The following is a 12,407-nucleotide window of genomic DNA, read 5'->3' as shown; positions in this document are numbered from 1 at the left end:
TCCACTTGGGTAAAGGAGTTGTCGATTTCTTTTCTTTCGACAATACCAATTTAACCCCGTTGGCCACCCAAAAAGTCTGATTTCGTCCGGATTTGGTACGGAATTGTCCGGTTTTGTCCGGATTTAGTCCGAACTTTTTTGCAGTGACTTTTCCACAACTACTTGCTCACGATCGGGATAGATTTCAGCGAATGCCAGCACGGCTTCACTCTGATGGTCGTTAAACGTCTGTTTTGGCACCGGAGATCCGTGGTAGTGGTCGGCGTTGTAGTCTAGCTCTCCTAATAGCCGACAGCACTTAGTGACCGAATAATGGCGCAAAAACCGATAATCAAGTAAGGTCGCATAGTAGTCCTCTTGTTCGTCGATGTCCCGCAGTGTTTTAATCGTGGCGTCAATCATGGCGATTTCGTGGGTTAAGTACGCCCGTTGTTTTTCTACACGGGCGATTTCATCAATCAAAGCGTCTTCTGTGCCGTTGCGGTTGGTCGTGCTTTTAGGCATCCCATCGTAGTTGATCCCCGACAATGATGTTTTGACGCTTAGGTGCGCACGCTCAACTTTTAAGTGATGATAGCTTTTAAGCACCTTTTTTGTATGTTCCTTAGTTTCTTCCTCGTCCCAATTTGAATAATGCACCCTCTACACCCCTTGTTATATATGACTTTGTAGCATACAATATTAACTGTCAGATTAATTCGTATGCCACCTTGCGGGGTGGCTTTTTTGTTGCCTACTTTTTTCCACGGCCTATAATCCAGCCATAAAAGATTGCTATTAGCATCACCGGAACTATGATTCCAAGAACCATTTCTATTAGCTGTATGTTGGTCATTTCTCTGTCTCCGAAAACGTGCCGTCATTGTAGTTGTAACGTGCAATCACCACTGGGATGCGGTATCGATCCATGAACAACGCCATTCGTAAACTAGCGGCGTCCGTTAATGTAGCGTCACCGCCTTTAACATCGACCACGCTCACCAGCTCACCATGATCGTAGATACAAAAATCTGGCGTGTAGATTCTTTTTTGGTGCTGTTTTCCGTTAAGTGTGAATGCGTCCATGATGTCAAACGATTCATGCCACTTAAAATCTAGCTTTAGATTTTTGAGTTGTAGATAGTAGGCACCCTCGGCTTTGCTGTCCCAGCGAATATCGTCAATGATGACCGGTGATGAGTTAAACTTGTTTCGTTTACGCTTGCGGCTCTTAACCTCGGCTAACTTAAACCGTCGTCTGCTAGTTCCCCGTGGGTACTTAACCATGTTTCTCTGTATTAACGTCCCTGATGCTAGGCGTTGGCCAGTTGACTGATTGCGTATCTTCGGCTGTCAAATTAATGGCGTCAGACGCCTTTTCTTGCCGTTTTTCGGTGTACTTATCAACGTTGAGTGCTTTAGCAATGATGTGAATGTTGCGGGTATTAGCATCGATGTTAATCGCTAATCCTGCATCACGAGCAATTGAATTCTTACCGTCATTTTCCATTTCTGTGTAAATTAATTCGGATAGTTGTCCCATTATCCAATGGCAAATAATCATCGTCGTTCCGACTGCAATCAGCACCGAAACCAGCATCATAACTATGATTTCCATTTCTTTAGTTCCTCCTTAATAATTTCCCGAATTGCTTCGGCTTGAAGCCGGTTAAAAACTACTTGGGAGCCGTGAACGGCCTGCCCATGCTCCAACCGAGTTTTTAAGAACGACGGTTTCTTGGTGAAACGAAATTTTGGTGTCCGTTCTGTTCCCATTCAACGCCTCCTAGAAATGCGATGTAGCATTCTGCGTGGTTAATCAGGTCTAACCGTTGTTTCCCCGTCAGACGCTTAAACTGGGGCGGTAATGATTGTTTGCCAGCAAGCAGTTCCATAATGCCGTCCACCCGTTTAGGTGGCGCCATCTCCGTTTCTGTCAGCCATGTGGCAAACCAGTTAGGGAGTAATTTATTCAACTTTCGGTACCACCTTTTCAGGATATTTTTTAACTAGTTGCTTAGCCAACCATTTGTACATATCGGCCGCTGTATTAAAACTATCGTAGAGTGGCTGAATGTAGTCCGGTGATGACGAGATCGTCATCGGTTAAATCATTAGCTTTCATTGGTGTGACGCCTCCAACAAATCCAGCTGTTCGCTTGCCTCTTTAATTGGAAAATTACACCAGACAACCTCGACACGCTTGTCACCGGTTTCGACACTCGCTGCTTTGGTTGCTTTCCACCAGCTGGATAAATGCTCCTCGTACATTTCAGATTCATAGCCTGAAATAATAACCTTGCCTTTAAAATTAACCAGCTGGTCGAGCAATGCCTCATGGTCGGCATCGCCGAACTCGTAAGCATAATGTCGTTTGCTGCGTGTGCTCATTAAGTACGGTGGGTCAACATAGGCTAAAACTCCGGGACGATTGTATCTTTCAAGCAGCTGGAAAGCGTCCTGATTTTCAATTTGAGCATCCTTCAAGCGACCAGCTGCTGCCAAAATCCGTTTATCAAGGTGATTCCATTCGACTGTCTTCGACCAATTTTGATTGATATTTGCCCGCCATCCAGTGTGGTCTGACGTTTTGCCACCGATTGCCTGCCAGCTTCTCACCATCATACGTCTAGCATCTTCCAATGGATCCTTTGCAATTTCGTAGCTTTCCATGTACTCTTGCCGACTAAGTGGTGTTAGTTCCACCAACTGGGAGAGCTCTTGCGGGTGGTCTCGACATTGCTTGAAGAAATTTACGATACGACCATCAATGTCGTTGATGGTTTCAATAGTGCTGGGCTGTTTGTTGAAGAAAACTGCCCCAGATCCAAAAAACGGTTCCAAGTAAGTTGTATGGGACGGCATCATCGAAATAATGAAATCAGCTAAATTCCACTTGCTACCCGGATAATTTAAAATTCGTTTCATTCGTCCGCCTCCATGCTGGCGATTTGTCGAATCTTGCCATTAATTTTCTTGTACCGCTTATTGCCAACCGCCACGCACGTTACGGCAACACCGGCCTGTTCAGCCGTCCAAAACGCACTCTCGGCATCTTCCATATCGCTGTACCGCTAATTTGCTGTGGTGTACGTCTGCACCAGCTTACGGTGATTAAATAGCCGGATCGTTTTATAGTGATCTGCGTCAAACTTCGACATCCACCATGCGTTCGCTAGCTTATCTGATTCAGTTAGTTCAGTCATTCATCTTCGCCTCCGAATACCAAGTAACTGGTGGTCGTGTCCCTAGTGGTGGTACGTTTTCGATGCTGGCAACTTCCATCAAGTTGATGGCGGCTGGCCGGTCACTAAGTGTTAAATAATTACCGTTGATGCTAGCTTTAAACTGTTTTGGCATAGTCCTTGACCTCCATAATTCGCCAGCCATTAAGTGACCGGCCATCTTTTATTGCTTGTTCCATTTGCCATTTACTGATTCGGTTGCGGGTACCGTGGTTAATGATGCTGCGAGCAGTCGTGTAGAGCACTGCCCGGTGCCACTCACCCGACCGACTAATTGTGAGTCGTTTCATCGCACACCCATCTCCCTTTGGATGGCGTAGCATTTTTGCTCAACTGCCGAGTAAGACCGATCTGGTAACTTACTTGATAGCCATAAAACTGATTTGCTCATGTTACGCCTGATAAAGCTGATTTCGGTGTCCGTCCAATGTTTGTTAGTTGATTTATGGTGCTCAACGGGCGTCTTTGTTTTTGACGTGTCGAGCTGCTCAACTATCCGCATTGGTTCTGGGAGTACCTCACTGACCGGTACCTTACTCGGCCCGCCACTAGCCAGCGTCTTGCGAAAATTGATGTACGTGTCGTTCAAAAACCTTATGCAGTCCGCCTTAGTGGCGTTTGCTTTGGTGATGCCAGCTTTTTTAGCGGCATCATCAGGGTAATAACAAACCTGTGATTCATATCCGTGAACTGCGTAGCTCATTGTGTCTGTCCTTCCTTTGTGGAGATAATGGGTTCACCATACTCAATCGTCCAGTTACCCAGTCGCAATAACTCAGCGATTTCTGGTGTGATTCGAACGCCCTTTAAATGCCATTTGTTCATAAAACTATGGATTCCGAGGTTATGCTGTTGTCCATGATGAATACGACACAGAGCCATTGCCGAGTTGCCAACGTGGTTAATGTGGTTACGATCCCGGCCAATGCCGACAGCATGCACATGAGCAATATCGGCGGGGTTGCCACAAATGCAACACGTTCGATTTTCTAAGCAGTGTAGCTCCCAGCCATAACAGCCCTGGACTAAATCCAACGTCCGGCTGGCAAACGGCACGCCCCACGCTAGGCAAAACTCAATCAGAAAGTCGATAAACTCACTGGCCCGTCTGATTGAGCAATCCGCTAGTGATAACGGCAGATAGTCCTCACGTTCGATCATGTACTCCCGTTTCATTTGGGCTTTGGTCAATTCAACGTTGTAGTTGCCGAAGTGTTCGTCAATCTCACCCAACATGGCGTAAGCCTTGTTCTGCTGGTCACGAGTGATTGTCCGCCGGTCTTCAACTTCCAGAACCGCATTAGCCTGTGATTCATCGGTGTAAACGAAGCGGCCACCCGTTTCATCGTGTTCCGCTACCAAAATTGGGTACTGCTTCATGGTCACACCTCCTAACCCAGCATCTCGGCAACAGCTTGGCGCACCCAGTCGGGCGTCTTAACGACCTTGGTTGCTTCTTCAAACTTCTTTTGTTCGGCCAGTTTGTGGGCCTCGTTACAGTTAGGACATGGTTCGATTACAAGTCCCCAGCCGTTATCCGTGTAGATTCGGCCACTACCGTCACACAATTCACATTTCATACGTTGCGCACCCCTTTCATGCCCTCAAAAATCAGTTGATGCTCACTGTCATTCGTAAACACCCGATCAACGAATTTTTCGTCATACATCATTTTGAGTTCCCGTTTGCTGTTGTTAGTCGTGATAATTGTCGGGCCTTTAACGGAGTTCTTCTCGAAATCCACGCGGGCGTTAGCAACGTCGTACATCAACGCCGCTAAATCTCGGTGCACCGGGGCAAATTTCTGTCCGCCCTCGGTGCCGAAATCATCCAGCACCAAAATATCGACCTTAGTCATGGCACCTTTCAGCTCGTCAATTTTGCTGATTAGGCTCTTGTCGTCAAACTTGGCATTGATCAGCCCCAACAGTTCAGCCGTATTCACGAACATGGCGCTTCTACCGGACTGCATAAGCAAGTCAATCATCGCCAGTGCCAGTGAGGTTTTGCCAACGCCCGGCGTTCCCAACATCGCCACGTTGAAGTTATCGTGGGTGAGCTGTTTAGCCAGCGTATAGGCTTGTTTGCCAAGCGTGCGGGCTTGCTGGGCATCGTCTTGGATGTCCGGCTTCCAGTCAGCAAAAGCAAATTTAGCCTTGACCCCGCCCGACCACAGCGACCGTTTGTAGAACCAACGAACCTTGTTTTGGTCGTTAGCCCGTGTCGCCCGTAGCGCCGTTCTCCGGTTGAGTTCGTCCGGCGTAGGTAAATCATCTAACGTCTTGCCGGACGCCTTTAGACGTGCCAACAATTGACGATACCGGGGACTTTTAGTAATCGCATCCCCCAAACTTTCAGCTGGCTCCGGTTCAGCATGCTGCTGTTTGAGGTATTTAAGGCTTTGGTCGAGTACCTTGGCTTGATCATGTGTGTCAGTCATCTACCCAGTCCCCCTTTGTGCGTGGTTTACCTGTCACTGAATCTTGCGGTGCCGTCAGGTCGTAGTTGTCCGTCCAGCGCCGTTCCTCCATGTATTTCTGTGACCCCTTGATGTACGACTGCTGAACGCCGTTAAGCTTGACCCACTCAGCATATTTTTCGATGCCAGCAATGATTTCTTGCTCGGTAGCGCCTTCCAAAAGTGCGTTGTAGTAAGCGTCATACGTGGCGTCTTGGTTGAGTTGACGTGGAAACTTAGGCCATACGTCAACCAGAAACTCGTTGTGTTTGCGTTCAAAGGGATCATCGGAAACAGGAGAATCAGAAACAGGTTCTTTTTTATTTTTCTTTTCTTTACTTTGGTTTACTTTACTTTCCTTTTCTTTGGCATCGTTTGGCATTGCGTTTGCATTGCGTTCGCTATGCGTTTGCATTGCGTTCGCATCGTTTGGCATTGCGTTCGCATTATTTTTGCCTTTCCAACGTGCCTTGGCAGCCTTTTTACTAGCCTCCTTACGCCGATTAACTTTATCGTCTTTGAATGCCATTCGTTTGTTGAATCCTTCGGAGTAGAAGCACTTACCATCATCGGTAAAGTCAAATAACCCAAAATCTTCGACAACGGACTTAACTTTGGACGCGTCAGTATGAAGGTCAAAGGCTATAGCGTTATAATCTTTGACACTCATATAGTCATGTTCCTCTCGGAGCCGCTCCAATATCATGAAGTAGATTCCGTAGCCCTCAATGCCATGCTTTATACGAACGTTAATCAGTTGATCGGAATTTCTAGCGTTACTGTCATGAGAGAAGTAGCTGTTCAACGTTACTGTCTCCTTTGCCTACCCGCCCACCCCTGAAACTTTTTGAATTTAATATTCAGAACTCGACATGACCAACGCAATCTGGCTCATTACAAGCATCAGATCCATTGCGTATTATCGTTCTTCCTCGGTAGCAGTTCCGTTTTCAAACGCCTTTTCGATTTTGACCATCGTGCCATGCATGACAATCAAGTCTTGCCAGTCACGTTCAGTTAAAATCGGATCAACTTCAACTTTTTCCATGGTGACCTCCTAGTAGAATGGAATCTCGTCAATCGGAATGACGTCTTCCAATAGTTTTCGACTACGGCAGTAAGCACAGTGCCCACATGCCGTTGGTTCTTCTTTACCAGCTTTAACTGCCTCGATATGAGGCTGATCGTACTCAATGGTATCTAAGGCGTTTTCCATCAGATAATCGGGGATGCTGAACACACCTTTATCTGGCTGGTCTTGCTTCGACACAGCGATAATTAGCGGCTCACACTTAACTCCGTAGGTCTGATAGATAAGTTCCCGGTAGATGGCCATCTGCATGTCATAGCCTCGATCTTGGGCGAATGCGACTGGCTTGTTGCTCTCATCAATCCAATGTTTTTTGTGAATGTCGTCCACGGTCTTTAAATCGTAGAACTGACCACGGTCGAGGTTTAAGCAGTCGATTCGGCCCCGCCACTTGACCCCGAACAGGGTGCCGGTGACGATAACCTCTTTTTGACCTTGATAGAGTTTCTGAAAGTTTTCGTCATCTTCAAGTGTGGCAATCATATTCTCAGCCTTCTTGAATGCTTTCTTAGGATGACCTTTAGTTTTACCAGATTTTGAAATGATTTCGTCTTCGTGTTCTGCCAGAAATTCTGCATGTGCTACTGCACTTTCAAAGTGAGTGTGTACGAAATTGCCAACCAGCAACGGCTCTAAATCCTGTGGCGGGTTCCAGTCACCTTTGAGTGCTGCCAACGCTTCGGCTTCGCATTTCTCAAAGCGCCAGAACCACGATTTTGACTGTGTAAGCCAATCTTGTTCGTTTGAGTAATAGTTATCCCTCGTCAGTTGGGACGGCTTCTCCGGTGCGTTCATCGCCATTAGGTACCGCCTCCTTTTGCTTTAGGCCTTGCTCCTCGGTGAATTTAGTGAACGGGTCTTCGTCTGGAATGTCGATAACTTCATCGTCCTTAGCTAACGGTTCAGCCGGCTTACCACCAGCGAATAGATCATCAACCTTGCGAGTGGCTTGGGTATCTTCTTCCTGACCGTCCACGTTGATTCTGGTGGTGTCATCAGGCCGCTTGTCGTCTTCGGTGTACATGTCCCCTAACTGCTCGGGGAACGCCTCACGTAAGGCGTTAACGATGGCTGATTTGCGAATCATGTTGTTCGGCATGGACTTCCAAGTTGATTGACCTTTGCTAAACTCTTCAAAGGCAATCTCAACATGGGTGTCTTCACGATCGTCACGCTTCACAGTTGCCCAACCGCCAATCAATTTATCCTTCGGCAATTTAACGGCACCGTCTAGCTGTTTGATTTCGTCGCCCCGGGCAACCATAATGCCGGCCTTGATGCCTTGGTAGTGTTTATTGGCATTAGCCCGCTTCATGAACGCCTCTTTAGAAACGATGATTGAAGCCGGTGAGTTACCGAACTTAACCAAGTAAGCTTCATTCAAAAATGGGTTAAGGTGTTGGAACCGTGCCAGTTGCATAAACATGACGACTTCTTGATCAGTGACGTTCCCACTACCACTTACGAGGTAGTCACGCACCATTTGACCGCTTAGTTTGACCTCTTCGCCGTTAACTTCGTACTTAATCGGTGTGGTCATAATTTCGTTTGTTGCTGGATTACTTGCCATTACGCATGTGCCCCCTTTAGTAGAACCGCCTTTTCGTGGTCGATTTGCTCAAAAATATCTTCGAGCGCTTCGGCGTTGGCTACAACCACTTTGCCGTTTGCATCCCGTGTGATGAAAACGCTGGTTGAGTTGAGCGTGTCGACCCAGTAGTTCAGCATATTACGTTGTGTGTCTTTGATGTAACTCGTTTCATTCTTTTTTACGCTGTCCATTTTCGTTCCTCCGTTTGACCGTACCCGCGATAAAGCAGATATGAGATGTGTTCTGCTTCTTCCTCGGCGATTTGCTTAACCGCTTCGTGATAGTCATCAATTCCGCCGCCATCTTCATAGGTGGCCTCCAAGTAGTCGTTAATGCCATCCAAATCGTCAAAGATGTAAACCGGATCAGCCCAGCCATACTGTACCCGCCAGTAAAAGCAACCGGGTTCAAGTGCATCACCATCTGCGTCAATCGGCACTTCAATCGGTGCCGGTTCGTCTTGATGGTGAAGATAAGCGTTTAATTCTTGACGGTGCAAGTAGTCTTCATTAGCCATGCTTGACGCCTCCCTGATAAGTTAGATAAGCGCTCCGGTGTAGCACCCGACGCTTAATACGTTTGATACGGTCAGCCAGCCGTTGTCGGCGACTAATTTTTGGTGTAAAATTAAGACCGAAAATATTTGATTCAAGCAATCGAATTTCAAGCTCTGGGGTGCATCCCAGGGCTTTTTTATTTGGTGCCAAAGAAGTCATCTCTAAACCATTTTTTGATGTCAAACTTAATGTCCCCTTTCTTGTATTCGAATAGTTCGTGGCGGTTGATCAATGCGTAGGTGGCAAATGCAACCAGCCCCGTGTAGACCACAAGCCCGCCGATGTCGAATGAAATCATGCCGTTTCCTCCTTCGTCACCGATTTGCTAACTTCACCATTTGCCAGCGCCAGCCAAAGCTTTAAAATCGCTGGGTCAGTAACTGGTGGCATGTCCTTGACGGATTCATAAACCTTACCGTCTTGCGTTTGACAGGTAACTTTCATGTTGCTTAAATCCTTGATGACCATAATTCAAGCCTCCTCCTGCTTGCTTAATCCAATCGGCAGTTGCTAGGTCGAGATTATTTTCGGATTCAACTTCTTCTCGCAGCTCCTTGTAAAATTGTTGCACATCAATCAAATCTTCCTTAGTCGCCATTTTTGGCGGTTTATTTAGAATTAATTGGGCCTTCAATTCTAATTTATGACGGTCAGCCTCTTCTTTGCTTGAACTGATAATCCAAGCAATCGGGGTATCGCCGTTAAGCTGCTGGTCAGAAATCATCGGGAATCCGAATTGATACTCCCATATCTTGCAACGCAACCGCATATCATCGAGGTAGTTAGCCAAGTCAATTAAGCGTTGCAACGGCAATGTCCGTGTGGGCATGAGCCAATTAGCAATGTTTGAGGGCGTCGTGTTTAGTGCGCTTGCGATTCGTTTCTCTGACTGCCCTGACCGTGCGATTGCGTTTTTCATTTCATTCCTAATGTCAATGTCCAAATGTCCCACTCCATTCGTGATGTTTGCGGCGTTTAAGTTCACAAACATAAATGGTATTTTTAAATCAATGAAACGATTACCAAGCACCCATTAGTGATTCGTGGACGCTTTGCTGAGTTTCAGATTGTACTAAGTAAGCAACGCCTACTAAATCTTGATCATCCCCTTTCGTTCCTTGACAGCTAAATAATCGTTTTCAATACTTCAAACGCCTGTCTAGCTTCGTCAATGTTGAGTTCGCTGATCTGATACACATTCTTAATGCCTAAATGGAATCGAAGAATAGTGTTGATGGCGCCAATGACTTTATACGACTCAGTTTGATGACCGTGGTCGTATTTCCGTTTGGTGTACTCCTGAATCTCTTGGCTAAGTTTTGCCCACTCTAGTGGACGTTTAGGCTTGTTGACCATTGATTCGACCTTCTCGTTAACCTTTTGGTCAATTAGCTGGTCGAGTTGTTCCTTAGTTATTTCCATTACTTGGTCACCTCCAATTCACCGGATAAGCTATTCAGCAGAATATTAAATGCGCTCCGACCATTTGCAGTAATTAAAGTTTGTGGGTAGCCCTGCTTGTTATCTTTGATGGTGAAGTAAGTATTTGTGTAGGCTGCCATCGGTTTAAGCGTGTGATGACCGTCACGGTAAATGAACTTTCTTTCCAATAACCAGTTGATAAATTCCTTTTGCCGGCGTCCTAACATTTTGGCTGTGTCTCTGAAATTGGTTAACGTCCCACGTTCAACTAAATCGTCAAAATAAGCTGCCTTGGGTAACATCAACTCATTCTTGGACGCTAGCGCCCGGTTTTCAGATTTAAGCTGATAGTTCTCATCTTTGAGGTATTCATAGCCTCGTTTAATGACCTCGGCCGGATCGTTCCATTTACGCTCAACTTCAATAAAGTAGGCTCGGTATTCGGCACCTTTTTGCGTTTTGCTCATTAGTGCTAAGTTCTTTGCCATGTCAACGGTAATAGCGTAGTCTTGAATGTTCTGTTGCTGTCCGTTTGGATAGTTAGGATTGTAGGGCGTAGTTACAACTACACCCTCAAAATCGGTTCCTTCAACAAATGCAGTAAAATTCTGATTTACCCATTGGCTAAATCTTGTTTTAAGTCCTAGTCCTTTGTGCAACTCGCGAGCCGAAACAACCTGCTCATGATTCTTGTTGACTTCAACTTTAATTAGTTCCATTACTTGGTCACCTCCTCTTCTTCCAATAGATCGCTGATATTGACATTCAATGCTCGTGCCAACGAGAGAAGCTTTTTAATATTAGGAATGTAGAGATTGTTTTCTGCATCGCTAATTGTTGTTTGAGAAACTCCTGAGAGCTTAGCTAAACCTATTTGTGAGTAGTTCTTAGCTCTTCGGAGTCTTTTGAGATTATCGCCAATCATTTTTATCACCTACCTTTATTTCGGTAACTTTATTATACCGTTATAAAGGTAACTGTCAACGGTATTTCGGTAATTTTCTGTAAAAATATCTCTTATACTAGAGATATTCATAAATAGTTAGGAGCAACTCAATGAAAACCGACGCACAACTCATTTCAGACAGACTCTTTACGTTCCTTGAAGAAAGAAACATCACAGTTAACAGGCTTGCTACTCTATCCGGCGTTCCCCAGACCACGTTAAACGGAATCGTTAATGGTGAAAGTAAAAATCCGCGAGTAGGGACAATCCGAAAGTTATGCAAAGCATTAAACGTTTCATATCACGACTTCTTCGACTTCCCACCCTACAACGAGGTGGAAAAATGAAACCTGAACCTATTCCAGAAGTCATTGTGTACGGTCGTATAATCTTGATTCATGTTGAGTACCTTACTAAGCAACTGACTGGACTTTATAGCGATGATCCACTCACTGACACCAAGGCAGATTTGCTTAAAATGCATTTCAAAATTATTAAGCGCAACTACCATTCTTCAATTGATTTAACTGATAATCCGCGTGCTGAAAGTCCATTCTTGTACACAGACTTTCTGATTGAAGTAAAGAAATTAATTCAGTTACTCGATAACCAGTTGCCTGTCTTATCTATCCAAGGTAAGTCGAGGCTTGATTCAGTAGCTGAAAGCCTCCAAACTAGCTATGATGCACTACTAGATAATTTTGATGATGGTGCTTCGTATTTAACCTATTACCACTAGTTTTCTAAGTCTTCGTGTTTTGTAATTACGACTGAGGTCACATCTGCGTCTAGTGCCCGTGAAATAGCGGTCTCTAAATCTGACAAGTAAGAAAAGCCAGAATGAAGACCAACACCATGATTGCGAACTGCTAAATCAGCGTAAATTTTTGTTTCTTCACGCTCTTGGTTACTTGCGATAACCGAGAGTGTTTTGTTTAGTTGGTCGAGTTCGTCAATCAACGAAACTTGGAACACACCTTGATCTAGTACTACGGCGTCTGGTTCACATTCAGTAAATTTCCATTCTTTCACGTTCTCACCTCCTGCTCCTTGAAAATTGATGTGCCACTACTCCTTTAGTGGGATAATTAGATTGTTCCACTAAGGAGGTGAACCACG

The 12,407-nt window shown here is 45.5% G+C and carries 28 protein-coding genes; 2 read left to right on the top strand and 26 right to left on the bottom strand.

Features of this window, described 5'->3' with window-relative positions; all coding sequences use genetic code 11:
• Nucleotides 1-123: 123 nt before the first annotated feature.
• The 25 genes from ACYVR3_RS07055 to ACYVR3_RS06935 form a co-directional block, all read right to left on the bottom strand.
• Nucleotides 124-639 carry a hypothetical protein gene (locus ACYVR3_RS07055; protein ID WP_461243655.1) on the bottom strand — a complete coding sequence of 172 codons (516 nt, stop codon included), beginning with the start codon at nucleotides 637-639 and terminating at the stop codon, nucleotides 124-126.
• Nucleotides 640-831: 192 nt separating this feature from the next.
• Nucleotides 832-1,266, bottom strand: coding sequence for a DUF1064 domain-containing protein (locus tag ACYVR3_RS07050; protein ID WP_461243654.1), 435 nt, complete (start codon nucleotides 1,264-1,266; stop codon nucleotides 832-834).
• Nucleotides 1,259-1,597 carry a hypothetical protein gene (locus tag ACYVR3_RS07045; protein ID WP_461243653.1) on the bottom strand — a complete coding sequence of 113 codons (339 nt, stop codon included), beginning with the start codon at nucleotides 1,595-1,597 and terminating at the stop codon, nucleotides 1,259-1,261. The genes ACYVR3_RS07050 and ACYVR3_RS07045 overlap by 8 nt, the downstream gene beginning before the upstream one ends.
• Nucleotides 1,598-1,700: 103 nt before the next feature.
• Entirely contained in the window at nucleotides 1,701-1,955 is a 255-nt protein-coding gene (locus tag ACYVR3_RS07040) for a hypothetical protein (protein WP_461243652.1), read from the bottom strand.
• 145 nt (nucleotides 1,956-2,100) lie between these two features.
• Complete coding sequence (locus ACYVR3_RS07035; protein ID WP_461243651.1) at nucleotides 2,101-2,907, bottom strand: DNA adenine methylase; 807 nt, start codon at nucleotides 2,905-2,907, stop codon at nucleotides 2,101-2,103.
• On the bottom strand, nucleotides 2,904-3,041 hold the full coding sequence (locus ACYVR3_RS07030; RefSeq protein ID WP_461243650.1) for a hypothetical protein: 138 nt from the start codon (nucleotides 3,039-3,041) through the stop codon (nucleotides 2,904-2,906). Before ACYVR3_RS07030 ends, ACYVR3_RS07035 begins: the two co-directional genes overlap by 4 nt.
• Nucleotides 3,042-3,053: 12 nt before the next feature.
• Nucleotides 3,054-3,185 carry a hypothetical protein gene (locus ACYVR3_RS07025; RefSeq protein ID WP_461243649.1) on the bottom strand — a complete coding sequence of 44 codons (132 nt, stop codon included), beginning with the start codon at nucleotides 3,183-3,185 and terminating at the stop codon, nucleotides 3,054-3,056.
• Nucleotides 3,178-3,339, bottom strand: a complete 162-nt coding sequence (locus ACYVR3_RS07020) for a hypothetical protein (protein WP_461243648.1) — start codon at nucleotides 3,337-3,339, stop codon at nucleotides 3,178-3,180. Before ACYVR3_RS07020 ends, ACYVR3_RS07025 begins: the two co-directional genes overlap by 8 nt.
• Nucleotides 3,323-3,514 carry a hypothetical protein gene (locus ACYVR3_RS07015; RefSeq protein ID WP_461243647.1) on the bottom strand — a complete coding sequence of 64 codons (192 nt, stop codon included), beginning with the start codon at nucleotides 3,512-3,514 and terminating at the stop codon, nucleotides 3,323-3,325. Before ACYVR3_RS07015 ends, ACYVR3_RS07020 begins: the two co-directional genes overlap by 17 nt.
• Nucleotides 3,511-3,927, bottom strand: coding sequence for a hypothetical protein (locus tag ACYVR3_RS07010; RefSeq protein WP_461243646.1), 417 nt, complete (start codon nucleotides 3,925-3,927; stop codon nucleotides 3,511-3,513). Before ACYVR3_RS07010 ends, ACYVR3_RS07015 begins: the two co-directional genes overlap by 4 nt.
• On the bottom strand, nucleotides 3,924-4,604 hold the full coding sequence (locus tag ACYVR3_RS07005) for a putative HNHc nuclease (protein WP_461243645.1): 681 nt from the start codon (nucleotides 4,602-4,604) through the stop codon (nucleotides 3,924-3,926). The genes ACYVR3_RS07010 and ACYVR3_RS07005 overlap by 4 nt, the downstream gene beginning before the upstream one ends.
• 11 nt (nucleotides 4,605-4,615) lie before the next feature.
• Entirely contained in the window at nucleotides 4,616-4,804 is a 189-nt protein-coding gene (locus ACYVR3_RS07000; RefSeq protein ID WP_461243644.1) for a hypothetical protein, read from the bottom strand.
• Nucleotides 4,801-5,664: an ATP-binding protein gene (locus ACYVR3_RS06995; RefSeq protein WP_461243643.1), complete on the bottom strand. Its 864-nt coding sequence runs from the start codon at nucleotides 5,662-5,664 to the stop codon at nucleotides 4,801-4,803. The genes ACYVR3_RS07000 and ACYVR3_RS06995 overlap by 4 nt, the downstream gene beginning before the upstream one ends.
• Entirely contained in the window at nucleotides 5,657-6,487 is an 831-nt protein-coding gene (locus ACYVR3_RS06990) for a Lin1244/Lin1753 domain-containing protein (protein ID WP_461243642.1), read from the bottom strand. The genes ACYVR3_RS06995 and ACYVR3_RS06990 overlap by 8 nt, the downstream gene beginning before the upstream one ends.
• 114 nt (nucleotides 6,488-6,601) lie before the next feature.
• A complete protein-coding gene (locus ACYVR3_RS06985) occupies nucleotides 6,602-6,730 on the bottom strand; it encodes a hypothetical protein (protein WP_461243641.1) in 129 nt (42 codons plus the stop codon).
• A gap of 9 nt (nucleotides 6,731-6,739) precedes the next feature.
• Nucleotides 6,740-7,573 (bottom strand): PD-(D/E)XK nuclease-like domain-containing protein, encoded by an 834-nt coding sequence (locus tag ACYVR3_RS06980; RefSeq protein ID WP_461243640.1) that lies wholly within the window; start codon nucleotides 7,571-7,573, stop codon nucleotides 6,740-6,742.
• Complete coding sequence (gene bet / locus ACYVR3_RS06975) at nucleotides 7,527-8,342, bottom strand: phage recombination protein Bet (protein WP_461243639.1); 816 nt, start codon at nucleotides 8,340-8,342, stop codon at nucleotides 7,527-7,529. Before bet ends, ACYVR3_RS06980 begins: the two co-directional genes overlap by 47 nt.
• Nucleotides 8,342-8,554 carry a hypothetical protein gene (locus tag ACYVR3_RS06970; protein ID WP_461243638.1) on the bottom strand — a complete coding sequence of 71 codons (213 nt, stop codon included), beginning with the start codon at nucleotides 8,552-8,554 and terminating at the stop codon, nucleotides 8,342-8,344. The genes bet and ACYVR3_RS06970 overlap by 1 nt, the downstream gene beginning before the upstream one ends.
• Nucleotides 8,542-8,880, bottom strand: a complete 339-nt coding sequence (locus ACYVR3_RS06965) for a hypothetical protein (protein WP_461243637.1) — start codon at nucleotides 8,878-8,880, stop codon at nucleotides 8,542-8,544. The genes ACYVR3_RS06970 and ACYVR3_RS06965 overlap by 13 nt, the downstream gene beginning before the upstream one ends.
• 176 nt (nucleotides 8,881-9,056) lie before the next feature.
• Nucleotides 9,057-9,218 (bottom strand): hypothetical protein, encoded by a 162-nt coding sequence (locus ACYVR3_RS06960; protein WP_461243636.1) that lies wholly within the window; start codon nucleotides 9,216-9,218, stop codon nucleotides 9,057-9,059.
• Nucleotides 9,215-9,364: a hypothetical protein gene (locus ACYVR3_RS06955; RefSeq protein WP_461243635.1), complete on the bottom strand. Its 150-nt coding sequence runs from the start codon at nucleotides 9,362-9,364 to the stop codon at nucleotides 9,215-9,217. Before ACYVR3_RS06955 ends, ACYVR3_RS06960 begins: the two co-directional genes overlap by 4 nt.
• Entirely contained in the window at nucleotides 9,333-9,728 is a 396-nt protein-coding gene (locus tag ACYVR3_RS06950) for a hypothetical protein (protein ID WP_461243634.1), read from the bottom strand. Before ACYVR3_RS06950 ends, ACYVR3_RS06955 begins: the two co-directional genes overlap by 32 nt.
• A gap of 317 nt (nucleotides 9,729-10,045) precedes the next feature.
• Nucleotides 10,046-10,342, bottom strand: a complete 297-nt coding sequence (locus ACYVR3_RS06945; protein WP_461243633.1) for a hypothetical protein — start codon at nucleotides 10,340-10,342, stop codon at nucleotides 10,046-10,048.
• Nucleotides 10,342-11,061, bottom strand: a complete 720-nt coding sequence (locus tag ACYVR3_RS06940; RefSeq protein ID WP_461243632.1) for an antA/AntB antirepressor family protein — start codon at nucleotides 11,059-11,061, stop codon at nucleotides 10,342-10,344. Before ACYVR3_RS06940 ends, ACYVR3_RS06945 begins: the two co-directional genes overlap by 1 nt.
• On the bottom strand, nucleotides 11,061-11,267 hold the full coding sequence (locus tag ACYVR3_RS06935; RefSeq protein ID WP_461243631.1) for a helix-turn-helix domain-containing protein: 207 nt from the start codon (nucleotides 11,265-11,267) through the stop codon (nucleotides 11,061-11,063). The genes ACYVR3_RS06940 and ACYVR3_RS06935 overlap by 1 nt, the downstream gene beginning before the upstream one ends.
• A gap of 131 nt (nucleotides 11,268-11,398) precedes the next feature.
• Here ACYVR3_RS06935 and ACYVR3_RS06930 point away from each other — a divergent pair, with 131 nt between their 5' ends.
• A complete protein-coding gene (locus ACYVR3_RS06930) occupies nucleotides 11,399-11,635 on the top strand; it encodes a helix-turn-helix domain-containing protein (protein ID WP_461243630.1) in 237 nt (78 codons plus the stop codon).
• Nucleotides 11,632-12,027, top strand: coding sequence for a hypothetical protein (locus ACYVR3_RS06925; RefSeq protein WP_461243629.1), 396 nt, complete (start codon nucleotides 11,632-11,634; stop codon nucleotides 12,025-12,027). The genes ACYVR3_RS06930 and ACYVR3_RS06925 overlap by 4 nt, the downstream gene beginning before the upstream one ends.
• Here the strand turns inward: ACYVR3_RS06925 and ACYVR3_RS06920 are convergent.
• The gene (locus ACYVR3_RS06920; RefSeq protein ID WP_461243628.1) at nucleotides 12,024-12,320 is read right to left on the bottom strand and encodes a hypothetical protein; all 297 of its coding nucleotides are present in this window, start codon (nucleotides 12,318-12,320) and stop codon (nucleotides 12,024-12,026) included. The two genes, ACYVR3_RS06925 and ACYVR3_RS06920, sit on opposite strands and share 4 nt — an antisense overlap.
• Nucleotides 12,321-12,407: the final 87 nt, after the last annotated feature.

This window comes from Secundilactobacillus muriivasis, assembly GCF_054785195.1.
The sequence above is the reverse complement of the archived record's forward strand: the minus strand, read 5'-3'. Positions and strand labels throughout refer to the sequence as shown.

Bases quoted from the DNA above. Each gene is read 5' to 3' on its own strand.
- ACYVR3_RS07050 (WP_461243654.1), bottom strand. From the start codon at position 1,266: ATGGTTAAGTACCCACGGGGAACTAGCAGACGACGGTTTAAGTTAGCC.
- ACYVR3_RS07045 (WP_461243653.1), bottom strand. From the start codon at position 1,597: ATGGAAATCATAGTTATGATGCTGGTTTCGGTGCTGATTGCAGTCGGA.
- ACYVR3_RS07035 (WP_461243651.1), bottom strand. From the start codon at position 2,907: ATGAAACGAATTTTAAATTATCCGGGTAGCAAGTGGAATTTAGCTGAT.
- ACYVR3_RS07030 (WP_461243650.1), bottom strand. From the start codon at position 3,041: ATGGAAGATGCCGAGAGTGCGTTTTGGACGGCTGAACAGGCCGGTGTT.
- ACYVR3_RS07025 (WP_461243649.1), bottom strand. From the start codon at position 3,185: ATGACTGAACTAACTGAATCAGATAAGCTAGCGAACGCATGGTGGATG.
- ACYVR3_RS07020 (WP_461243648.1), bottom strand. From the start codon at position 3,339: ATGCCAAAACAGTTTAAAGCTAGCATCAACGGTAATTATTTAACACTT.
- ACYVR3_RS07015 (WP_461243647.1), bottom strand. From the start codon at position 3,514: ATGAAACGACTCACAATTAGTCGGTCGGGTGAGTGGCACCGGGCAGTG.
- ACYVR3_RS07010 (WP_461243646.1), bottom strand. From the start codon at position 3,927: ATGAGCTACGCAGTTCACGGATATGAATCACAGGTTTGTTATTACCCT.
- ACYVR3_RS07005 (WP_461243645.1), bottom strand. From the start codon at position 4,604: ATGAAGCAGTACCCAATTTTGGTAGCGGAACACGATGAAACGGGTGGC.
- ACYVR3_RS07000 (WP_461243644.1), bottom strand. From the start codon at position 4,804: ATGAAATGTGAATTGTGTGACGGTAGTGGCCGAATCTACACGGATAAC.
- ACYVR3_RS06995 (WP_461243643.1), bottom strand. From the start codon at position 5,664: ATGACTGACACACATGATCAAGCCAAGGTACTCGACCAAAGCCTTAAA.
- ACYVR3_RS06985 (WP_461243641.1), bottom strand. From the start codon at position 6,730: ATGGAAAAAGTTGAAGTTGATCCGATTTTAACTGAACGTGACTGGCAA.
- ACYVR3_RS06980 (WP_461243640.1), bottom strand. From the start codon at position 7,573: ATGGCGATGAACGCACCGGAGAAGCCGTCCCAACTGACGAGGGATAAC.
- bet (WP_461243639.1), bottom strand. From the start codon at position 8,342: ATGGCAAGTAATCCAGCAACAAACGAAATTATGACCACACCGATTAAG.
- ACYVR3_RS06970 (WP_461243638.1), bottom strand. From the start codon at position 8,554: ATGGACAGCGTAAAAAAGAATGAAACGAGTTACATCAAAGACACACAA.
- ACYVR3_RS06965 (WP_461243637.1), bottom strand. From the start codon at position 8,880: ATGGCTAATGAAGACTACTTGCACCGTCAAGAATTAAACGCTTATCTT.
- ACYVR3_RS06960 (WP_461243636.1), bottom strand. From the start codon at position 9,218: ATGATTTCATTCGACATCGGCGGGCTTGTGGTCTACACGGGGCTGGTT.
- ACYVR3_RS06955 (WP_461243635.1), bottom strand. From the start codon at position 9,364: ATGAAAGTTACCTGTCAAACGCAAGACGGTAAGGTTTATGAATCCGTC.
- ACYVR3_RS06945 (WP_461243633.1), bottom strand. From the start codon at position 10,342: ATGGAAATAACTAAGGAACAACTCGACCAGCTAATTGACCAAAAGGTT.
- ACYVR3_RS06940 (WP_461243632.1), bottom strand. From the start codon at position 11,061: ATGGAACTAATTAAAGTTGAAGTCAACAAGAATCATGAGCAGGTTGTT.
- ACYVR3_RS06935 (WP_461243631.1), bottom strand. From the start codon at position 11,267: ATGATTGGCGATAATCTCAAAAGACTCCGAAGAGCTAAGAACTACTCA.
- ACYVR3_RS06930 (WP_461243630.1), top strand. From the start codon at position 11,399: ATGAAAACCGACGCACAACTCATTTCAGACAGACTCTTTACGTTCCTT.
- ACYVR3_RS06925 (WP_461243629.1), top strand. From the start codon at position 11,632: ATGAAACCTGAACCTATTCCAGAAGTCATTGTGTACGGTCGTATAATC.